Source organism: Candidatus Propionivibrio aalborgensis (assembly GCF_900089945.1).
GTDB classification, from domain to species: domain Bacteria; phylum Pseudomonadota; class Gammaproteobacteria; order Burkholderiales; family Rhodocyclaceae; genus Propionivibrio; species Propionivibrio aalborgensis.
In genome coordinates this window covers 1-20,042 of sequence record NZ_FLQY01000168.1, presented here as the reverse complement: position 1 = coordinate 20,042, position 20,042 = coordinate 1, and the positions used below count along the sequence as shown (strand labels likewise).

The following is a 20,042-nucleotide window of genomic DNA, read 5'->3' as shown; positions in this document are numbered from 1 at the left end:
TGGGTCAATGTCCGGAATGAAGGTTAAGGTGCAACTGACGCGAATCGCCGCCATCGATCCGGTTCGCCGCGAGCTTTCCCTCGCGCGTCTGTTCGATGGCATCAAGATATTCTGTCGTTATGTCGCCGGTAACATACTGCCCGTCGAAACATGAGCAGTCGAAGCTGCATAAGGTGCGCTTCAGCTCGCGTACCGACGCCTTGAGTGCGTCAAGATCCTGGTAGACGAGCGCATCGGCGCCGATTTCAAGACAGATTTCATCGTCGGTGCGGCCCGTCGCGATGAGTTCGCTGCGTGTCGGCATGTCGATGCCGTATACATTGGGGAAGCGCACTGGCGGCGCCGCTGACGCGAAATAGACTTTGCGCGCACCGGCAGCACGCGCCATTTCGACGATCTCGCGGCTGGTCGTGCCACGAACGATTGAATCATCAACCAATAGAACGCGCTTGTCCTTGAATTCCTGAGTCACGGTGTTGAGTTTATGGCGAACCGAATTCTTCCGTGTCGATTGCCCCGGCATGATGAAGGTGCGGCCGATGTAGCGGTTCTTGACATAACCTTCGCGGTACGGAATGCCAAGGCGCTGTGCCAGTTGCATTGCCGCCGGGCGGCTTGAATCGGGAATCGGGATCACCACGTCGATATCCTCGATGGCTAGTTCTCTGGCGACCTTGTCGGCCAGATGCTCGCCCATGCGCAAACGGGTTTCGTAAACCGATACGCCATCGATCACCGAATCCGGGCGTGCCAGATACACGTATTCAAAAATGCACGGCGAGAGCACCGGGTTCTGGGCGCACTGTCGATGATGCATCTGATGTGCCATATCAATGAAGATGGCTTCGCCCGGCGCCACGTCGCGCAGCACGCGATAGCCCAGCGTATCGAGCGCTACCGATTCCGAAGCTACAAGGTATTCCATACCCTTCGCCGTTTCATTGATTCCAATCACCAGCGGACGAATGCCATAGGGATCGCGGAATGCGAGCAAGCCATAGCCGGCAATCAGCATCACCACGGCGTAGGCGCCTTTGCAGCGACGGTGTACGCCGGCGACGGCGGAAAAGATGGTATCAAGATCAAGGCGGAAGCCCTTGGCCGCATCCTGAAGTTCATGCGCCAGCACGTTGAGCAGAACCTCGGAATCCGAATTGGTATTGATATGCCGCAGATCCTGTCTGAACATTTCTTCCTGCAATTGCTCGGTGTTGGTCAGGTTGCCGTTGTGCGCCAATACCAGTCCGAAGGGCGAATTCACATAGAAAGGCTGCGACTCGGCCGAATCCGACGACGACCCGGCCGTCGGATAGCGACAATGCGCGATTCCCATAGAGCCGGGCAGGGCACGCATGTTGCGCGTCCGGAATACATCGCGTACCAGACCAGAGCCTTTGTGCATGTGGAAGGCATCGCTTTCTCCGGTTGCGATACCGGCAGCATCCTGTCCGCGATGTTGCAGTACCATCAGCCCGTCATAGAGCAGCTGGTTTACCGGCGTGGTTGCAACGACCCCGAGAATCCCGCACATATAGTCCCTACCTGAAACGAATTCGTTTGGACACTTCCGGTGGCAGCCAGGGCTTGCTGGCCAGCACCGACGTTTCGAGCGGTGCGGAAAAATAAGCCTCGGTCCACCACTTCTCTTTCGGTATCAGAGTCATCCCGCCAACGGCCACCAGCGCCAGTACAATAACCAGCCCTCGCGCCACACCAAAAACGATACCCAGGAGGCGATCACTGAGACTCAAGCCAAGCGCCTTGAGCAGGCCGCGCACGGCCAAACGCAAAAGCGCCATAAGAACCAGAACGGCGACGAAGATGCTCACCCAGGCGGCACAGATGCGCAAGGCGGGATCAGCGATGCCGGTATAGAAAACTCCAGCGATCTCTGTACCCCACCACTTTGCGGCAAAGAAGGCCAAAACCCACGCTACCAGCGCAATAATTTCGCCCACCACACCGCGCCATATACCCAGTGCCACGGACGCTACCATAATGACGATAATTACGTAATCGAAAGCAGTCATTGCTTGGCAGCTATGACCCCGTTGACGCCAATCCGTTTCATCTTGTCGAGCGCCTTGTCAGCGGCGTCGCGGTTGGGGAAGGGGCCGGCGCGAACGCGTGTTGTTTTCTTGCCGTCTGGTAATTCAAGCGGCTCGGTAAAGACCTTGATTCCAAGTTCGCCAATCTTGGTTTGCAACTGCTTTACGTTCGCCGGATTGGAATAGGCACCGATAAGAATGATGTATTGCCCGCCAGCGCGATTGGCAATTGCGGCTGCGACGGGATCGTCAGTCGTCTTGTCGCCGGAATTCGGGGACTCCTTGTTGCTGGTCTTTTCGGCCTTCTCGGTCTTCTCCGCTTTCTCGGGCACCTTATCAGCCGCTTTTTCAGCCTTCTTGAGTTCTGGTGGTGACTCCGTTACCGCCTCGGTCCTGGCCGGCAGGACTGCCTTCGCGCCGGAGTCAGGTGTGGCTGGTTTTTTGTCGATTTTCGGATTGAAGGGCGTCTGATCCTGGCCGGGGATGCGTATCTGGACGTCCTGCACCTGTTGTTTCGGCTCCTCGTCCATGATCATCGGCAAAACCACGGCAGCCAGACCGGCAAAAGCAATTGCTCCAACCAGACGGCGGCGAGCCCGTTTTTTCAACTGCAAATGCGCATCAGGGGAATCGGACATCGGTATCTAGGAATTCGCGTAGCAGTGTGTTTGATGAGAACCAGCAGTGTCGGTTGATTCAGGCGGGCTGTTTCAACGCGCGCATAACGTCCGCCACCGTGTAGAACGATCCAAAGACGAGGATTCTATCATTTTCTCCCGCCCGCTTGGCAGCACATGAGAAAGCCTCCGTCGGAGAAGCGAAGCTCTCGACATCACCGCCCAGCTTGCCTTCTTCCACGACTGCAGCCAGTACTTTGGCGGGCGCACCACGCGGCACGTCCAGTCCGGCCAGCAACCACAAATCGATCTTGCCGGCCAGCGCCGCCAGCGCACCGGCAATGTCCTTGTCGCCGAGCATGCCGACGACAGCGATCGTTTTCTCGAAAAACCCCATGTTGCCGAGGTTGTCGGCCAGGCCAGCGACCGCCTGCGGGTTGTGCGCCACGTCGAGCATGATCGTTGGCCGTCCTGGAACGACCTGGAATCGACCCGGCAACTCAAGCTCGATCAGCCCGCGCCGGACGGCCTGCATCGACGCCGGCAGTTGCTGCTTGAGCACGTCAATGACAGCGAGCGCCGCCGAAGCATTGCGCAACTGGCAGGCGCCGCGTAAAGCCGGATTGGCCAGTCCGCCACGCCGGAGTAACGCACTTTCCCCCTGACGTTGCGTGTCGCGCGCCCAGAACGTCCATTGCGTCTTGTCGCCGAAATAGCCGAAATCGCGCCCAAGCAAGCGGAGGTCGGCGCCAATCGCGGTCGCGTGATCCAGCAGCGATTGTGGCGGCTCGGGGTCGGCGCAAATGGCCGGTTTGCCAGCGCGATAGATTCCGGCCTTCTCGAAACCGATCGATTCGCGCGTCAAGCCCAGCCACTCGGTGTGGTCAAGAGCAATACCCGTCACCACCGCGCAATCGGCATCGTAGACATTGACCGCATCGAGCCGGCCACCCAGACCGACTTCGAGGATAACGACCTCGACCTGAGCCGCAGCAAATACCTCCCAGGCGGCAAGCGTGCCGAACTCGAAATAGGTCAGCGCAACGCGTCCGGCAGATTGTCGGGCCGCCTCGACCCTGGCGAAGGCCTGGCAAAGCAATTCGTCATCGACCGGCACGCGGTCGACGCGTATCCGTTCGTTGTAGTCCAACAAATGCGGCGAGGTATAGCAGCCGACACGGAAACCGGCGAAAGAATAGATGGCTTCCAGATAGGCGCAGGTTGAACCCTTGCCGTTGGTGCCGCCAACGATGATTAGCGGGCAGTCTTGCCTTTGCTGTAACGCCGCCTTGACACGGCTGACACGGTCCAGTCCGAGCTCGATCCCGGCCTGGCCTTTGGGGTGCAGGTTTTCGAGGTGTAATAGCCAGTCGGGGAGTGATTTCACGAAGGTTCGTTCGTCAAAAGAAGCAGATTTTTCAGGAATGGTAGTCTCGAAGCTGCTGCGCCCTTGTATACGTCCGCAATTAGCCCACATTGACCGGGACCAGTGTCATGGTGTCGTTGCCGAAAATGTCGATCACCTTGACCGCCACCGTGTAGCGGCCGGGTTGGGTGTAAGTGTGCGGTGCGGTGGTCAGTTCAAGTTTGCGCTCCTGCCGGGTGCGGAAGCTTTGCCACTCGTTCTCGAAGATATAGCCGCCGGTCCAGCGCTCCTCGAACTCGGGCAGGCTGGCCTGGCCGGGTGCAATACCGGGCAAATTGCCTTCGACACCCATGTCGCGGGCGACACGGATGATCTCCTTGCGGCTTTGGTAATCGAAATCGACCGCCCAGTAATCCACCCAGTCGGTCCATGCGCCGGTCAATAGCTCGCGGCTGACCACGCCCTGCTTGTCCTTGGCGAGTTTGTAGAGCTGGCCGGCCTCGCAGACCACTTGCGACTTGCCTTCCTTGAGGTTGGCAATCGCCGCGTCCATCGCGCCCTGGTTGTAATACACCGAGAAATCGGTGAGTTCGATGGCGAGCGTGTATTTGTCCTTCCTTGCGTAGCGCGGCGTGGCCTCGATGAAGCTGATATCGTGGAACACCACCTGGCCGCGATCGACCGCGCGCTTGTCGAAGACTTCCGCCGGGATGTACTTCGGCGTCAGGTCGATGCCCTTGTTCTTGGCCTCGTCGAGCACGGCGGGGAACAGGCCCATCTCGAACTCGAAGGCCAGCATGTCTACCCGCGAGGCGCCGCGCTTCCTGCATTCGGTGATGACTTCCTCGACGAACAGGCGCCCGACCGGCAGGTTGATCGGGCCGACCACCACGAGGCGCCCGCCGTTGCGACCGTGAAAGAAACTCGCGTCCTCCAGCGGCTGCGCCTTGTAGGCGCGCAGGATCAGTTCGCGGAATTCCTTTTCCTTCTGCGCCAGGGCGTCTTCCTTCTGCTCGCGCGTAAGCCGGCCCGAGACGTTGAGGTAAGCCTGCCGCTCGTAGCGCCCGAGGTTCAGCACCTCGAAGGCACGGAAGGGCTTGCCATCGGCCTGCTGCGCGCGCTGCACGCCGATCAGGCGCTTGCGCGTGGTGTGGATGCCGAACTTGCCCAGATCGGTGGCGATCCACTTGCGACCGAGCTTTTCCGCCACGGCGGCCGTGGTGCCCGAGCCGCAGAAGAAGTCGGCGACGAGGTCACCTTCGTTGGAGGATGCCTTGATGATGCGCTCGAGCAAGGCTTGGGGTTTTTGGGTGGGGTAGCCGACCCGTTCCTCAGCCTGTGAATTGATGACCGATAAGTCCGTCCAGAGCGCGGACACGGGAATTCGTGACGTATCCGCATACCGCTTGACACGGGGCATTCCGGTCGACGTGAAGACAATTGCTCCTTGGTTCAGCATTTCGTCTATCCGCTCTTGGGAATAAGCCCAGTGTCGTCCCTGCGGCGGGGCAAGAACGCGATCTCCAAATTGTCGTTCTGGTCCTGATCCGGCGCCATGCGCGGAAACCAACTGATAGCGGCGACCATCGTTGTCTCTCTGTGTGTAATGGCTTTCCAGATATTCGTCAGGCAATTCAGTCGTTGGCGCGTCAAACTGATAGCGGTCGGTCTTTGCGTATAGGAAGATTGTGTCGTGAATTACGCCAAAGGCACGGCTGGTGCCATGTGTGCCAGTTCTGCGCCAGATGAGTTCGTTGACGAAATAATTTGTTCCGAATACTTCATCGAGTGCCGCACGAATAAGCCCACTGACTCTTTGATCGCAATGCACATAAATGCTCCCATCCTCCGCCAGCAAATCCCGCATCAAAATCAACCGCTCGTAGATCATGCTGATGAAGGAATCTGCCCCCCGCCCCCAGGTGTCGCGGTAGGCGATCTGTTCCAGCAGGTTGGCTTCCTTGTGGAAGGTCTCGCCACCGATTTCGATGTCCATCGAAAAGTCCGCCCCGACGTCGAAGGGCGGGTCGATGTAGATCAGCTTGAGGCCGCCGGCGTCCTCGATCTGCCGCCGCAGCGCGCCGCTTTTCAATGACGACAGGATGAGCTTGTTGTCGCCCCAGATCAGCTTGTTGGTCCAGCCCTTGATCTGCCGGCCGCGCGGGTCGAACAGTTCGGCCTGAATTTCGGGGGCCTCCTTGCGCGGTTCGTCGATATGTTCCAGGGTCTGGAAGGGCAGCACGGTGGTGCACACGTCGCGGCTCTTGCCGTTCCAAACCAGTTCGACCTCGCGCTTGTCCTCGAACAGCAGGAAGCGGTATTTCTCCGGCAGCGGCTTGCCAGCCTGGATCAGGGCGATCAGGTCGCGCTTCTCTGCATCCGTCAGGTCGTAGGCTTCGGGGCGGGCCATGGTTCGTTTGTTCAAGCGAATCTGCGAGCTAATGGGTTATCAAAGAAAAATATGTTCATAAACAATGTGATGTTGTTTGCCATTGCTCAGTTTCCTTTGCTAGATTTCATTCTTGAGTCGGATTTAACAAAGCCAAGGCGCCAGCGGGCATTGCTTTTCCCCCCGGTGCGCTCAATGTGGTTTCCGCGCTTGAGCGCCGTGAGCAGGTTATGCAGCTTGTTTTCCTTCTGCTTTTCCGTGAAGACTTCCGGCCACTTGTTGGCGAGCATCTTACGCAGTTCGTCCTTGCTGGCTTCGCGAAACTGCTTAAGGTAATCAAGGATCAGATGACGATAATGCGTGTCGTCTTGCCGTCGCGTCCGAATGTAGTCGGCCTTGTTCCCCGTGGCCTCGGCCACGCTGGCGGATACATGCACGGCCGGCTTGCGGCCTTCGACCAGGCCGCGTTTGCGCAGGGTCTTCAGCGCGGCCTCGTCGGGAACGAAGCCTTTCTGCACCTTGTCCAGCGCGAGGATGTCACCCAGGGAAAAGTCGCCGTGGGTCAGCAGGGCGCGGCTGTAGTTCTCGTCAATGAAGCGACCGGCCAGTCGCATGACGACATGGCCGGGGTCGGAAAGGTCATAGTCCGGCAACGGCAGGTAGCGCCGTGCCTGGCCGCGGAACATGACTTCGCGGATACCGAAGCCCATGGTGTCGATCATGCGCAACTGCGCCATCGCCTCGGCGAGGAAGCGATTGCGGTAGCGGCTGGGACTACGGTTGCCGAGGACGTAGTCTTCGGGCGTGCCGTCGAAAAAGTTACCGGCGTTCCGGAACTCCAGTTCGCCGACGCGCTCGATGACCAGCACCCGCTCGCATTGCCGGTAGTCCTGATGGGCGATGCAGTTGTGCAGGGCTTCGAGCACGATGCGTTGGTCGTATTTCGAGACGTCGACGGGGATGAGCTGCCCCGGCGGCAGGAAGGACAGCCGCAGGTTGCGGATACGCTGGAACAGGCGGCTGGTTTGGAGCAGGAACGGTGGATGGAAATGCTCGTAGGCGAGTTCCGGCCCCTCCAGCTTCCAGGAAAGTTCCGCCACGTAGGGGCTGAAGAACGGCGTGGATTGCGGCCGGCCGAGCAGTAGCAACGTGGAGCGAGTGATGCCGCCCTTGAAGGTCAGTCTGGCCTGCTCGAGAAAGCTCGCATCGTCCCAGGCACGGATGGTCTCGGCCGAAATGCGGTCGCCATGCCTGGCAACGAAAATCTCGCGAGCCTTGGTGAGGGCTTCAGGGTCGAGGTCGTCAATCGTTGCGCCGGGGCAGACAACAGCGGACCAGTCTTCGGCCGCACCCTGGCCGCGAATCTCGTCGAGCTTGGCAAGGCCGAGGGAGGCGAGACTTTCTCCCTCTCGCGCGTAGTAATGGCCGTTCCAGGCAATCGGGATGCCGCGCGGCGCGGCGGGAATTTCGAACAGAATGACGCGGCCCTGCGCCGTTTCCAGTTCGTAAATTTCACGGAAGGTGACCGGGGGATCCGTGTTCTGGGCGATCTGGTGCTTGAGGCTGTGGAGGCGCTCCCGGTCTTTACGGTAGTCGGTGCCGACAACTTTTCGCGTCTTGTTGTTGACGCCGAACACCAGCCAGCCGGCCTCGTGTGCGTGCAGGTTGGCTTCGTTGACGAGGGCGGAGAAATACTTGCCGATGTCAGGCGTGGAATAGCTGTCGTTGGCGTCCTTGAATTCGACGCACTCGCCTTCCCAATCGGCGATGAGCGCATCGAGCAGGTGCTGAAGTTCGGCGGGTTTCATGTGGCAGTCTGGAACTCGCGGAAGGCGGCGGCGAGGCCGGCAAAATCGCGCGGCGCATGCCTCTCGAAACCTTCCTGATCGACATAGACAAAGCCGTAGGCCGGGCCATTTTCGGCCCGGCTTGCGGAAGTGGCATCGGCGCACCACTGACCGAGACGCTTCATCTTCTGCGGCAAGTCGAGTTCGGCGCGGCCCTTGGTTTCGACGATCCAGACCGACCCGTCGGCGGTCTTGACGATGAAGTCGGGGATGTAATTCGACAGATCGCTGTTGGCCTTGACGTATTCGATCTTGAAGCCGACGGCGAGATAGTTCTTGGCGAAGGCGGCGACGTCGGGAGCGTCGTCGAGGAACTTGGCGAAGGCGAATTCGAGTCCGCTGGCGTTGGGTTCGCCGACGATCTTGTTGAACAGGGATTTCCTCGCCGGGATGTAGGGCCGGTGCTCGGTGCGGAAGGGGCGGGTGTCGCGCAGCCGGATGCGGTCTTCGATCCGGGTGCTGCCCTTGTCCTGCACCGTCAGCGCATTGATGCCGGCTTTGAAGCTGTCGAAAAGAATCTTGCCGGCGGCCGGCTCGGACAGGTTGCGAAGCACCTGGGGGTCTTCGAGATTGACTGGCGCATCGGCCGACGAGGCATCGAACAGGTTCTCGCGCAGGAAGCTCTTGACCTTGCCATACAGAACGTCATAGCTGCCCACGAGACGTAGTTCCTTGAGCAACTGTCGCGCGAAAAAGCCGACGACGGAACGGTAGTCGGCGACCCCGCTGGTATCGAGCAGGATGGTGTGGTGTTGTTCGCCGTCGAGCATGGTCTTGAAGACGATCTCGCGGGTTTCTTCCGGAGTGTAGGTCTTGAGCGGCAGGCGCTTGTTGCCGAAGGTGGCGGGATCGAGGGCGTCGAGTTCCTTGTAATCGCGATTGAAGCGGCGCGTAAGGCGGGGCAGGGCGATGTCGAGCACATCGACATTCTTGTCCGGGTTGTCGGTTTCGACTTCCACCACCAGCGAGTCCTGCCGTGCCGCGCCGCCGCCCATCGGCACGCGCTCGAAGCTGACGCCATCGGTCTGCTGGATAGACTCGACGAACTCGATGAAGGCCGGCGTGCCCATGACCGAGACGGTTTCGGCGATGTCGCTGCCGAAGTACATGCGGCGCAGGCCGCGGCCCAGGGTTTGTTCAGGCAGGATCTTGCTTTCGGCCGAATAGACGCGCAGGCCGACGATCGTGGTGACGTTCTTCACGTCCCAACCTTCCTTGAGCATCAATACCGAGACGATGGCTTTGTAGGGGCTGTCCCAGCGATCGATGCTGTTCGATGCGCGGCGCAATACTTCAAGGTCTTCCTTGTTCTTGCCTGAGGCGGCCTCGGAGATTTCGCCGTTGTTCTTGGTATGGATGACGAGTACGGCGCCTTGCAGTTCCGGGCAGATTTTTTCCAGGTGCGCGCCGACCTCGTCGCAGTTGCGCGTGTCATCGACCATGACGAAGAGTACGGCCTTCTTGCCGAGCTTTTCGTGTTCGGTGTAGCTCTTCTTCCATTCCTCGATGCCGAGTTGCAGATAGTCGGCGTATTTCTCGGTGAAGATGGCGCTCTTGACCTCGTTCAGGCGGGCGCGGCTGGGAGCATCGGGCAGCACGGGATGCTTGACCACGTTCTGGTGGATGGCCTCGACCAGCGGATAGTCGGAAACGGTCTGGACAAATATGGCGCCGCTGTTGTGGCGGGGCGTGGCGGTGACGTCCACTTGCAGCGCGAGGCGGCAATCCTTTTGCAGCATGCGGTGGTGGATGTCCTGGATGCTCTTGAACCAGGCCATCTTGGGATCATGGATGTGGTGGGCTTCGTCGTTGAAGACCGCGAGTTCCTCGATCTCGCGCACGATCTCGCCGAGGTCGGTCTTGCTGTCGGTGCTCTTGCCGACGGGCTTGGGGCCGAAAGGGGAGAGGAAATAGTCGCGCAGGTCGTCGTCTTCGAGGGACGGCTCGGGAATGTTGCCGAGATAGACGCGGTGGATGTTGGTGAGGAACAGGTTGCCGGTGTCGCGTACCACGCGGACGTCGTCCTGGATGTGCAGGGTGATCTGGAAGTCGTCGCGCCAATTGCTGCCCTGATGGCCGTTGTCGGGAAGAACCGGGTCGTTGAAGAAGATGCGCAGGCCGTCGAAGTCGGCGCGCAAGCGGTCAAGGACGATGATGTTGGGCGCGATGACGAGGAAGTTGCGGGCGAGGCGCGAGTCCGGTTCATAGAGCTTGTGAAAATAGCTCCAGGCAAGGAGCAGCGAGAGGACCTTGGTCTTGCCTGCGCCGGTAGCCATCTTCAACACATAGCGCGGCCAGTCTTCGTCGAACATGCCGCTGGAAACGGCGCCGGAGGCGTCGAAGCGCAACAGATCGAACTTGTCCTGCACCTTGCGCACATCGTGCAGCCAGATGACGGTTTCCACGGCTTCGCGCTGGGCGAAGTAGTAACGGAAAGGCGCGAGGGCTCCATCTGCCTGTTCGATCAGGTGCTCGGTATCGAACCACCACCTCAGCAAGGCTTGCGACGTTACCGCGGCACCCTTGTACCCGGCGTCCCGCCAGACCTTGACTTCTTCGCGAATTTTGGCGACCAGCGGCGGCAGCAGTTTTTCATACGCCGTGCTGCGTCGCTCTTCAGGGGCAGGGAACCAGCGTAGTTCGGGCGGCAGTATCTCGTAGGGCGATTGTGGAAAATGCGGATGCAATGCCATTAGGGGCAGTCGTCTTGGGCAAATCGCATTTTAGCGATGTTGAAGCTCAAAATGCATATCAAACGTCGCACCTTTTTGTGGGGTTGGCTTGCCATGGTCATTATTTCACCGCGTAAGAAGGTGTCAGGAAACCTGTCGCGCCAACCAGGGGAATGTCTATCGTCCGAACTCTTCATCCGATTTGGTGTTCGACGGTTCGAGCGTCAATCCGTAATTCGCCACGTACCGCTGCGACGAATTTCCGTGTGCATCGTTTCGGGAGCGAGGTCGGCGCCATTGGGCCACGCGACCGCACCGCAATCAATATAGGCTGAGGCAAAGAAAGCAGGATCGCGCAGCGCCTCGAATACACCAGCATTCTGCCCATTTACCAGCTCGGAAACATCGACGATTCCGCTCGATCCGTCGTTGAACGTTACTGCCAACTGCCATGACGGAAGCACGTTGAGCGCACGCAAGCGCCATGGTGCAGCGGGGATTATTCCAACGGCTTGATGGGCTTTGGTAGTTGTTTCGCTCGACATAGATTCCAGTCCTCCATGAGTTCATCTCTGTGCTCGTTAGCCCACTCCAGCACCATGACCAATGCTCGGCGCGGTAGTTTGCCCTCGATAACGGCGAGTGTCCGGATGTCGATCAGCGCTTCCTGCTCAGCGTAGAGCGCATGAAAATGCGGTGGGTTATGCTCGCCACGGATATACATGTGAATGAGGATTCCGAAGAACTGGCTAATGGTAGGCACGGTACTTAAGCGGCTCCTCAATCTGCTTGGGCCATACTAAATCAAAATGTGGACTTCCATCAACGCTGACTTCTGTTGATCGAAAGAATGCATGTTAAGCCACAGCCTCAAGCTGCGGCCGGAAGCTTCTGCAGCATGGTCAGCAACTGCGCCAGCTTGTCCTTCATTTCACGGCGGTCAACGATCATGTCGACAGCGCCTTTCTCCAGCAGGAACTCGGAACGCTGGAAACCATCCGGCAAGACCTGGCGGACCGTTTGTTCGATGACACGTGGGCCGGCGAAGCCGATCAGCGCGCCGGGTTCGGCAATCACGATATCGCCGATAAATGCGAAGGAGGCAGACACACCGCCCATCGTCGGGTCGGTGAGGATCGATATGAATGGCAGTCGGGCATCCGAGAGCTTGGTCAGCGCGGCGGATGTTTTTGCCATTTGCATCAGCGAGAACAGGCCTTCCTGCATGCGCGCGCCACCCGACGCCGTAACGCAGATGAACGGCAGGTTGTTCTCGACCGCCGCCTGCACGCCGCGAACGAAGCGTTCTCCGAGTACCGATCCCATCGAACCGCCCATGAATTCGAACTCGAAAGCCGCCACGACAACGGGCAAGGTCTTGAGTTCGCCCTGCATGACGACCAGCGAGTCGCTTTCCCCCGTGCTTTCGGCCGCATCGTTCAAACGTTCAGGATAGCGGCGGCTATCCTTGAATTTCAGCGAATCGACCGGCAGTACTTCGGCACCGATTTCAATACGGCCCTCGGGGTCGAGCAAGTGATCGATCCGCGCCCGAGCATTGAGGCGGTTGTGGAACCCGCACTTCGGGCAGACACTGGCGTTTTGTACCAGATCGGTGGCGTAGAGTACGGCTTCGCAGGACGGGCATTTGCTCCACAGCCCTTCGGGCAGGCTGGACTTTCGCGCGATTCCGGGCGTGCTGCGTTGGATTTTCGGCGGTAGAAGCTTGGTCAACCAGTTCATGACGTTCCTTTGACGATGGCGTCCTTATCAGCCGCTTGGTCGATTCCGCGACGAAGTTCTGCGACCAGGGCGTGAACCCTTGCGCAGACGTCTTCCTGCTCCTGCGTCGATTGTTCGATCTCTTCGATGATCCTGCTACCGACAACGACCGCATCGGCGATTCTGGCGACCGAACCGGCCGTTGTCGCATCCCGAATGCCGAAACCGACGCCGACCGGCACGCCGGTCGCGGAGCGGATTTCCGGTATGCGTGCGGCAACGGCATCTACATCGAGCGCTGCTGAACCGGTCACTCCCTTCAGCGATACGTAATAGACGTAACCACTGGCCAGCTCCGCAACCAGCGAAATGCGGGCGGCAGTCGAGGTCGGCGCCAACAGGAAAATCGGGTCGAGTGCATTGGCGCGCATCGCGCGGGCGAATTCAACGCTTTCTTCCGGCGGGTAATCGACGACCAGTACGCCATCGACGCCGGCACCGAAGGCGGTCGCCGCAAAATCCTTGATGCCCATCGCTTCGATCGGATTGGCGTAGCCCATCAGAACGACCGGCGTGTCGTTATTGTCGGCCCGGAAGTTGGCAACCATTTCAAGCACTTGTCTGAGGCTGACGCCTTTCAGCAAGGCACGTTCCGAAGCGCGTTGTATGGTCGGACCATCGGCCATCGGGTCGGAAAACGGCACGCCGAGCTCGATGATGTCGGCGCCGGCGTCGACCAGGGTGTGCATCAGGGGGACGGTTTGTGCCGGATCGGGATCGCCCGCGGTAATGAACGGGATCAGCGCCTTGCGCCCTTGCGCCCGCAGGCGCTCGAATGTGGCTTGTATTTTTGACATGGTCAGAACCTCAGAACCTGATGCCCGATTTATCGGCGACGGTATGCATGTCCTTGTCGCCGCGGCCGGAAAGATTGACCAGCAGGATCCGGTCTTTCGGCAAACTTGGCGCGAGCCTGGCGGCGTAGGCGAGGGCATGGCTCGATTCGAGCGCCGGGATGATACCTTCCTGGCGGCATAGATCGTGGAAGGCTTGCAGGGCTTCGGCATCGGTGATGGTGACGTATTCGGCGCGTCCGGAATCCTTGAGCCAGGCGTGTTCGGGGCCGACACCGGGGTAGTCGAGGCCGGCCGAAATCGAATGCGTTTCGATGATCTGGCCATTCTCGTCCTGCAGCAGATACGTCCGGTTGCCGTGCAAAACGCCGGGACGCCCGGCCGTCAGCGAAGCCGCGTGGTGTCCGGTCTCGATGCCGTCGCCCGCAGCTTCGACGCCGATCAGACGCACACCCTCGATCGGAATGTAGGGATAAAATATCCCCATGGCGTTCGAGCCGCCGCCGACGCAGGCGATGACGGCGTCGGGCTGACGGCCATGTTGTTCCTGCATCTGCCCGATGGCTTCCCGGCCGATGATTGACTGGAAATCGCGCACCATCATCGGGTAGGGGTGCGGGCCGGCGACTGTGCCGATGATGTAGAAGGTGTTCGAGATGTTGGTGACCCAGTCGCGCATCGCTTCATTCAGCGCGTCCTTGAGCGTCCTGGAACCACTATCGACGGGTACCACGGTCGCTCCGAGCAATTTCATGCGATAGACGTTGGCGGCCTGCCGCTTGATGTCCTCCGACCCCATATAGACCACGCATTCCATGCCGTAGCGCGCGGCCACGGTGGCGGTGGCGACGCCGTGCTGGCCGGCGCCCGTTTCGGCAATGACCCGCGGCTTGCCCATGCGCCGGGCGAGAATGGCCTGGCCAATGCAGTTGTTGATCTTGTGCGCGCCGGTGTGATTCAGGTCTTCGCGCTTCAGATGAATTTGTGCGCCGCCGAGCCGCTCGGACCAGCGTTTGGCATGGTAAATGGGGCTCGGGCGACCCACGTAGTGCTTGAGGTCGTAGTCAAATTCGGCAATGAACAGCGGGTCGCGCTGTGCATTCGCGTAGGCTTCTTTCAGTTCTTCGAGCGCGGGGATCAGCGTTTCGGCGACAAATACGCCACCGTACGGGCCGAAGTGGCCCAGAGCATCGGGTAGGTCATAACGGGGGGCAACCATGGTATCTCCTTGAGTCAATTGCAATTCAATGCACGCAGACGAAAAAACGATCGGCTGCCTCAAGCATGGTTGGCGAAATGGCGTCGCCAGCAAGTACGAGTACGTCCACCTGAACTTTTGCGCATCGGTTTTCCTAGTCCGAACTCGATTCTTGTTCGGTGTTCCTCAATCAATCGGTCGGCATCAAACCTGCCGCACGAACAGCGGTAACAAAAGCACGGATCTTGTCGGCATCCTTGATTCCTTTGCTTGCCTCAACACCCGATGAGACATCAACCGCTGCCGGCCGCACACGAACGATGGCTTCACCGACATTGCCCGCATCAAGGCCGCCGGAGAGAACGATTGGTTTGCCCAACCCGGGGGGGATCAGCGTCCAGTCGAATACCTGTCCGCCACCGCCGTAGGCTTCAACAAAGGCATCAAGTAGAATCGCCTGTGCCGATGGGAAGCCAACTGCGTATTGTACCAAATCCAGTCTAGGCTTCACGCGCGCCGCTTTCATATAGGGCCGGGCAAACTGTCGGCAGTAGACTTCATCCTCGTCACCATGAAACTGCAACATGTGGATGGGCACAGCCGCCAGTGTTTCTTTTACCACCTCCGGGGCGGCGTTGACGAATAGCCCGACGATGGTTACGAACGGAGGGACAGTTCGTGCCAGCTCGGCTGCCGTTTTCAGCGCGACGTAACGCGGACTCGGTGGATAGAAGACCAGACCAATCGCGTCGGCTCCAGCGTCCACTGCAGCCTGCACATCCTCGGGTCGGGTCAGACCACATATCTTGATGCGTGGTTTTTCCATCGAAATAGCCCCAATACTCCTGTTAGCACGCATCTCACAAGCCGGCCATGCCTGGCAAAAAGAAATCGTCGCTGTTCGGCAAGCCCCAGTGCGGCTCGTATTTGACACCGACAAGATACAATCCCGCAGCAGAAAAGGTCGGCGCCGCAATACGACGGTCACCCGAGGCCAGCAACTGCTGCATCCATTCCGGTGGGTGCTTGCCCTGGCCGATATAGACCAGACTGCCCACCAGATTGCGTACCATGTGGTGCAGGAAAGCTCCTGCCTCGAAGTCAAAGACAATCGTGTCGCCGTACCGCTGTACATCCGCTTGCCGCATTGTCTTGACCGGTGATTTGGCTTGGCAATCCGCCGCGCGGAACGCCGAAAAGTCGAACTCACCCACTAGCATTCGGGCCGCCTGTCGCATTCTTCCGACGTCAAGCGGGTGATGATACCAGCCCGCATGTCTTTGCCACACACCTGTCCGTTGTGGCCGATTGATCACGATATAGCGATAGCGGCGACCGTAAGCGGAAAAGCGGGCATGAAAGCTGTCGCTGACAGGATGTGCCCAACGCACCGCTACTGCCGCGGGTAGATAAGTGTTGGTGCCACGAACCCAAGCGTTCAAAGGGCGTTCGATCCATGTATCGAAGTGCACAATCTGGCCCGTCGCATGTACCCCGGTGTCTGTCCGGCCGGCGGCTACCACTTGAATTGGTACGCCGGCAATCCCGCTCAGCGCCGACTGCAGGGCGTCCTGTACTGTATTTCCGTCCGGCTGTTTCTGCCAGCCATGGAAAGCGCTCCCGTCATATTCGACGCCGAGGGCAATTCTCATCCCGTACGCCTATCGAAATACATAAAACGCCGCAGCTAAAGCCAGCGCAAGTGCGACAAAATAATCAGGCCAGCGAAGCGGCCGATGATCCACTTCAACGGCTTCTCCCAGATTCGTCGCCGGGGCATCGACCAATGTTCGCCAGTCGCGTGGACGGGGCAGAGCCTCAACATAGCGCAGAACCAGCATGAGACGGACGACGCCTCGATCAGGGTCAAGCCCCAAGCGGCGCAAAGGCCCGAGCAATGTATGCATGGCGGCCAGCAACTCGGGGAGGGGCATCGCTTCCAGGAAAGCAGCGACGGCAACCAGCACCAGTAACAAGCGGCCAAAGTGAGTCAGTCCTTCACGCAAGCCTTCGTGCGTTGGCGCAAAGGCACCGTTCCAAAGTGGATCGCCAGGAATTCCCCACGAAAAGATGGCAAGCATCGAAATCAGCAGCCAGCGGGCTCGCCAAATCAGGCGACTGCCACGCTGCAGGACATACGTTCCGAGAGCGGGTAACAACAGAAGGGTCACGACCAGGGTTGTTCCGCTCATGAACTGGACAACAACCAGAAACAGAAGCCAGACAATGAGACAAGTCGTCGGGTGGATGGTCAGTTTCGGCATGTTTGATACAAATATGCTTGAATTCCGTGGCCTGTCGGGTCTGCGGAAATCGGCTGCAAGGAGTGGCATGCACGTTGGACAGCAACGTTCAGCTTCTTCCTGCCCAGCGCGACCTAACCAGCACCAATGAAAAAGGCCGTAGCTCAGACCAGAGCTACGGCCAATATACCGTCTTCTGGTCCTACTCGCTGATCTTGGCGAGAATCGCCTGCGCTTTTTCCTGCTGTGCGGCATCGCCTTCTTTCAGAACCTCCTGCAGGAGTTCCCGTGCACCTTCCAGATCACCCATTTCCTCGTAGGCCTTCGCCAAATCAAGTTTTGTCGTTACTTCTTCGTTCGGACTGATCTCGAACTCTGGCGCAAGATCCTGGTCATCGCCAAACTGTGGATTGACGACGGTTTCTGACTGAGTTGCCGAGAAGTCCCGGCCGGACACAAGAGTCTGTTCGCCATCAAACTGCGGATTCACTACAGTGTCTTCCTGCGTCGCCGAGAAGTCCCGGCCAGCCACGAGAGTCTGCTCACCGTCGAACTGCGGATTCACGGCAGTTGCCATCTGTTCTGAAGAGAAGTCCTGTTCTGGCATCAGGTCATCTTGATCAGTACCAAACTGCGGATTCACGATCGTCGCCGATTGCTCTGTCTCGAAGTCCGGATTGACAGAAGTCGACACTTGAACGTCATCGAACGAAGAGTCTGGCAGATCGGACGAAGAATCGGGCTCAGCTACTGAAGGGGGCGGTGTCGATGCCGAAGCCTCAGCTTCCGGCTCTTTAAGATCCAGGTCGATCGATGACATGTCAAAGGACGACGGTTCAGGCATCGGTCGGCCCAGGAAGGTCGACTCGGTCATACTGATATCGAAATCAACGTCATCGCTGCTGACAGCGGAGGCGGCAGCGTTCGAACTATCCGGGGAATCGGTCTTGGGCTCGGCTGTTTCAGCAGGGCTTGGTTCGAAACCAAGGTCAAAGTCCAGGTCGGGAGCTGTAGCCACCGTTCCATCGTCGGAAGCTTCTGCCTTGGCAGCATCCGGCAGATCGAAGTCAAGGCCAACGACTGTCGCATCCGCGTCAGTCGCCGAATCGGGTGTTCCCGTGTCTGCCGCAAGATCAAAATCGAGGGCGCTGGAATCGATTACCGGTTCCGGCAGTCTGTGTGTTTCTTCCAGTTCCGCCTTGACTTCGCCGGAAGCAGCCGATGGTTTGTCGTCCCCAAGGCCGAGATCGAAATCGAGGCTTGTGGCGTCAGCCGCCGCAGTTGACACGAATGCCGGTGCTGGCTCACCAGCAGTTTTAGCACTTGCCTCTTCAGCCATTTGCGACAATTCACCCGGCAAAGTCACCGTATTCTTCATCGCCTGTGGAGAAACGAGTACCGTGGCGTCCGGATCGAATGGCGCGTCAGCCGCTGGTGCTGAAGCACTGCCAAACAAGGGGTTGGCCGGATCGAGCTTGAGACCCATTGCGGCCGCTTTTTCCCAGTCGGCACCAACCCCACCTGTATCTCCATACAAATCCGTCGCAAGCGTTTCGAATTGCTTCAGATCCTTCCGGTTTGAATAGATCTCAAGCAACTTCAAGTGAATGGCATGGCGTTTCGGATCCTTTTGCTTGGCCTCGACAAGTATTTCTTCGGCCTGGACATCGCGGCCATAAGCCATATACACGTCGGCTTCTGCTACCGGATCAACCTCGTCGGTGTCAATGCTACCGGGACCAGCTTGACTGAAATCGGTTTGAGCCGGAGTGTGCGAGGTGTCGACACTCTGACCTCCCGTGTTGCGGAAGACCGAATTAGCCGTCAGGCTGAGGCTGCTACTCTGTGGCGACAGGGTGCTGGACGAATCCAGAGGCACTTCCTCCTTGCCGGCACGACGACGTCGAGAAATGAAGTATGCAGCCGCGAGCGCAAGAATTCCTCCGCCACCGGCCAGCGCCAGCGGATTGTCAAGCAAATCATCGACAAAACCGGGCTCCTCAAGCGGAGGAGGTGGCGCAATCGCCGGTTTTGGCTTTACGACAGGCTTCGGCTGAGGTTTGGCTTCCTCGGGCTTGGGTGCCGGCTCTGGCGGCTTTGTTTCAGCCAGCGGTTCTGCAGGCTTTTCAATCGAGGTCGCAACCGGCTCGGTCTTTGCGGGCGGTGCAACGGGAACCGCGTCGGGTGTCGTTATTGGCGGCTTGGTTTCTTCCGCCGGCTTCATCGATTCGAGCGGCATGGCCTTTGATGACGCTTGCGCCTGCAACTCGGCCAGATTCTGATTCTTCAGTTCAACCAGTTTTTGCAAATCAGAAACATTTTTCTCTAGAGCGATCAAACGCTCGTTCGCTTCCTTGAGCGCTTTTTCCTTGGCGATAAGGTCTTCTTCACTGCGTTTGGCGCCAACGTCCGGTTTGGCAGCAGTTGTCTCGGTTCTGGAAACCTTTAGCTGATCCTTGGGTTCGACTGATGGCGCAGCCTTGTCCTCAACTTTGGCGCTTATCTTGCCGGTTGCCTCCTGCCTGGCAACCTCATCACTCGCGGGCGCCTGCGCCGCAACACCGGAAAGCTTGTTTCGGTAAGCATTCCAGTCCGAGGACTGAGTACGGACTATCTTGCTGGCTTCTCCCGACGAAACGGCCTCAACAGTGGATTTTTCGGGTACAACGAGAATCTTGCCGGCCCTCAGCCGGTTCATGTTGCCGCCGTCAAAAGCATCCTGATTGGCACGAAAGAGGCCCACCAGCATCTGATCGAGCGAAACGCCATCCGGTTTGCTTTCCCCGGCGATCTTGTGCAAGGTATCACCGCGTTTGACTTCTCGAGTGTCTGGCCCTGAAGAAGAAGGCTGAGCTGCAGATTTCTGGGCTGACCCCGGATTACGGATTCTGGCGACCGCCTTACTACGCAACTCATCGTCAATTGCCGATTTCGTGCGTGTTGTGGCTACAGTCTGTTTACTTGCGGTTGCCGGTTTGGCCATCGCCGGAGCAAGCGGCGGGAAACCCTTTGCAGCTACCTCTGGCGGGTCAAGCAGGAAGGTGTATTCACGAACCAGCCGGCCGGCAGGCCAGTTGAGTTCAAGC

The 20,042-nt window shown here is 58.9% G+C and carries 16 protein-coding genes; all 16 read right to left on the bottom strand.

What is annotated here, in order from left to right:
- Positions 1 to 4: 4 nt before the first annotated feature.
- Complete coding sequence (purF, locus tag PROAA_RS09130) at positions 5 to 1,531, bottom strand: amidophosphoribosyltransferase (protein ID WP_186411049.1); 1,527 nt, start codon at positions 1,529 to 1,531, stop codon at positions 5 to 7.
- 7 nt (positions 1,532 to 1,538) lie between these two features.
- Complete coding sequence (locus PROAA_RS09125) at positions 1,539 to 2,030, bottom strand: CvpA family protein (protein ID WP_186411048.1); 492 nt, start codon at positions 2,028 to 2,030, stop codon at positions 1,539 to 1,541.
- Positions 2,027 to 2,686: an SPOR domain-containing protein gene (locus PROAA_RS09120; RefSeq protein ID WP_186411047.1), complete on the bottom strand. Its 660-nt coding sequence runs from the start codon at positions 2,684 to 2,686 to the stop codon at positions 2,027 to 2,029. Before PROAA_RS09120 ends, PROAA_RS09125 begins: the two co-directional genes overlap by 4 nt.
- A 58-nt stretch (positions 2,687 to 2,744) precedes the next feature.
- Positions 2,745 to 4,052, bottom strand: coding sequence for a bifunctional tetrahydrofolate synthase/dihydrofolate synthase (folC, locus tag PROAA_RS09115; protein WP_245664224.1), 1,308 nt, complete (start codon positions 4,050 to 4,052; stop codon positions 2,745 to 2,747).
- 79 nt (positions 4,053 to 4,131) lie between these two features.
- The gene (locus PROAA_RS09110; RefSeq protein ID WP_222102188.1) at positions 4,132 to 6,456 is read right to left on the bottom strand and encodes a DNA methyltransferase; all 2,325 of its coding nucleotides are present in this window, start codon (positions 6,454 to 6,456) and stop codon (positions 4,132 to 4,134) included.
- Between the two features lie 71 nt (positions 6,457 to 6,527).
- Positions 6,528 to 8,228 carry an RNA-binding domain-containing protein gene (locus tag PROAA_RS09105; RefSeq protein WP_186411045.1) on the bottom strand — a complete coding sequence of 567 codons (1,701 nt, stop codon included), beginning with the start codon at positions 8,226 to 8,228 and terminating at the stop codon, positions 6,528 to 6,530.
- Positions 8,225 to 10,672, bottom strand: coding sequence for a DEAD/DEAH box helicase (locus PROAA_RS09100; RefSeq protein ID WP_222102187.1), 2,448 nt, complete (start codon positions 10,670 to 10,672; stop codon positions 8,225 to 8,227). Before PROAA_RS09100 ends, PROAA_RS09105 begins: the two co-directional genes overlap by 4 nt.
- A gap of 491 nt (positions 10,673 to 11,163) precedes the next feature.
- Complete coding sequence (locus PROAA_RS09095; protein ID WP_222102186.1) at positions 11,164 to 11,484, bottom strand: DUF2442 domain-containing protein; 321 nt, start codon at positions 11,482 to 11,484, stop codon at positions 11,164 to 11,166.
- The gene (locus PROAA_RS09090; protein WP_186411043.1) at positions 11,439 to 11,702 is read right to left on the bottom strand and encodes a DUF4160 domain-containing protein; all 264 of its coding nucleotides are present in this window, start codon (positions 11,700 to 11,702) and stop codon (positions 11,439 to 11,441) included. Before PROAA_RS09090 ends, PROAA_RS09095 begins: the two co-directional genes overlap by 46 nt.
- Positions 11,703 to 11,809: 107 nt before the next feature.
- On the bottom strand, positions 11,810 to 12,682 hold the full coding sequence (gene accD / locus PROAA_RS09085) for an acetyl-CoA carboxylase, carboxyltransferase subunit beta (protein ID WP_186411042.1): 873 nt from the start codon (positions 12,680 to 12,682) through the stop codon (positions 11,810 to 11,812).
- Positions 12,679 to 13,518, bottom strand: coding sequence for a tryptophan synthase subunit alpha (trpA, locus tag PROAA_RS09080; protein ID WP_186411041.1), 840 nt, complete (start codon positions 13,516 to 13,518; stop codon positions 12,679 to 12,681). The genes accD and trpA overlap by 4 nt, the downstream gene beginning before the upstream one ends.
- A 10-nt stretch (positions 13,519 to 13,528) precedes the next feature.
- On the bottom strand, positions 13,529 to 14,734 hold the full coding sequence (trpB, locus tag PROAA_RS09075) for a tryptophan synthase subunit beta (RefSeq protein ID WP_186411040.1): 1,206 nt from the start codon (positions 14,732 to 14,734) through the stop codon (positions 13,529 to 13,531).
- A 169-nt stretch (positions 14,735 to 14,903) separates the two neighbouring features.
- On the bottom strand, positions 14,904 to 15,539 hold the full coding sequence (locus PROAA_RS09070; RefSeq protein ID WP_186411039.1) for a phosphoribosylanthranilate isomerase: 636 nt from the start codon (positions 15,537 to 15,539) through the stop codon (positions 14,904 to 14,906).
- A gap of 34 nt (positions 15,540 to 15,573) precedes the next feature.
- A complete protein-coding gene (gene truA, locus PROAA_RS09065) occupies positions 15,574 to 16,365 on the bottom strand; it encodes a tRNA pseudouridine(38-40) synthase TruA (RefSeq protein ID WP_186411038.1) in 792 nt (263 codons plus the stop codon).
- Positions 16,366 to 16,374: 9 nt separating this feature from the next.
- Positions 16,375 to 16,977 (bottom strand): CbiQ family ECF transporter T component, encoded by a 603-nt coding sequence (locus PROAA_RS09060; protein ID WP_186411037.1) that lies wholly within the window; start codon positions 16,975 to 16,977, stop codon positions 16,375 to 16,377.
- A gap of 181 nt (positions 16,978 to 17,158) precedes the next feature.
- The coding region (locus PROAA_RS09055) for a motility hub landmark protein FimV (RefSeq protein ID WP_186411036.1) at positions 17,159 to 20,042 on the bottom strand (2,884 nt) is incomplete at its 5' end.